The organism is Snodgrassella sp. B3800 (assembly GCF_026535865.1).
Taxonomy (GTDB): domain Bacteria; phylum Pseudomonadota; class Gammaproteobacteria; order Burkholderiales; family Neisseriaceae; genus Snodgrassella; species Snodgrassella alvi_E.
Map to the genome: position 1 here is coordinate 1 of NZ_JAFNPH010000016.1, position 1,696 is coordinate 1,696.

Annotated in this window: 2 protein-coding genes; both read right to left on the reverse strand. The window is 26.4% G+C overall.

Annotation, left to right across the window (positions count from 1 at the left end):
* On the reverse strand, positions 1-388 hold a 388-nt coding region (locus J3U64_RS09885; RefSeq protein ID WP_323811408.1), incomplete at its 3' end, for an Imm42 family immunity protein.
* 283 nt (positions 389-671) lie between these two features.
* Positions 672-1,178: an Imm42 family immunity protein gene (locus J3U64_RS09890; protein WP_267409111.1), complete on the reverse strand. Its 507-nt coding sequence runs from the start codon at positions 1,176-1,178 to the stop codon at positions 672-674.
* Positions 1,179-1,696 lie beyond the last annotated feature (518 nt).

Sequence of the window (1,696 nt, forward strand, 5' to 3'; positions counted from 1 at the left end):
TTGTTCCTTTTGGATATCTTTGTTCTTGAATAGTTTTTTCATAATCTGTAGAGTAAAATAATCTTTCCTCATCTCCATCAAACCCCAACCAAAATACACATCCGTAATCCGATAGCTCACTACAATCAATATCGATTAAATTTTCTGGTTCACCATCAGCAAAATTAATATCTTCTATTTTTTTCTTACCTATTTCAAAATCTTTTTCATCTAAATTATAGTGAAAAGTGTTTTTCAATGATGATATAACCATAAAAAGATCAGTAATTGTTCCTTTTCCCGGTATCAATTCATCATCAATAATAAAATTAAAAAGTCCGCTTGGTGACTTGAATTCAATAATATATTCTAATTGGATACCAATTTGTTCTAAATTTCCAATAATTATTTTATTTCCCCTACCTACTGTTTCTTAACACTGCTTATACTTCATTTGATATCAAGCTTAATTTTATCTTACATACTATGAATCCAATGATAATTTTCTCTATTATTAGGGAAAAATGATAGATATCACCTATTAATCCATCAAATACCTATCCTTATAGTCTTTACCTCTACCTTTAAATTCCAAATATATGCTCAGGATTTGACTGCTAACACAAACCATTCTTAGATAGATTAATTTTGTTACTTGTAAGGTACTATCTTTATCTTCATTTTAAATAATATCAATGTTCTGTTTTGTTAAATTCAATACTTGATATAACATTCTTGACACAGTTTAAAGGTAATTCCTTTTTTAAAAAATTTAATCCAGCATTATATGAATAAAAAATATATTCTTGTTTTTTTGACCTAGTATAAAAAATATAATATCCACAATCACCAAATTCAAGTGGTGTTAAATTTACCCCTAGTTTTTCAACGTCTTTTAATTCATAGTCTCTTGGATCTGTTTGTAATATGCATTGTAATGAGTGAGACAAATTTTCACAAAAGGTAGGACTATTAATGACACTCTCCTGTATTTCAGGACAACTTTCAATTTCATCAACGGCTTCTTTCAAATGACTAATTGTCATACTTAAAGTCCAATTACCTCCTTTTCCCGGGAAAAAAACATCTTCAATAATAAAATTAAAAATACCTAATTCAATATTTGAATCTGTTAAATTTTCTGATGGATAAGCAACATCAAAACTTATACAAAAAAAGTATGGGTCACCAAATATCATTTATTTTTTCCTTCAATTGCCTAATTTCTTTACCATAAGAAGCTAATTAACTATGTCCCAAAGCATTGTTTTTATCACCAGTACTTCCGCTTCAATGAAAGTTTCCATAGCCATTCTTGTTATTATTAAAAAACCTATGAATATTACCATCATTATCAATTGGTAATCGAACATTAGGATTTTTAGTCAGTGATTATTTATATTCAAAATTAAAAAAATGCATTCTAAATTTAAATTGCCTACAATTTCAGAATGCATTTTTTAATTCAGATACGAATTATAATAAGCTTAATATTGATCAACTGATTATAAAATGTTAATTTTTATTCTTATCTTAATATCATTTCATTAGCTTATAATTTCTGTATTTGTAATATCGTCATTAATTCTGTTAATTTTTAAATCAAAAGAATTTGGTAAACTGTTAATTAGATTTGCAATTGTTCCTTTTGGATATCTTTGTTCTTGAATAGTTTTTTCATAATCTGTAGAGTAAAATAATCTTTCCTCATCTCCAT

Excerpts from the sequence above, each read along its gene's own strand:
- J3U64_RS09890 (WP_267409111.1), bottom strand. The coding sequence starts at position 1,178 with ATGATATTTGGTGACCCATACTTTTTTTGTATAAGTTTTGATGTTGCT.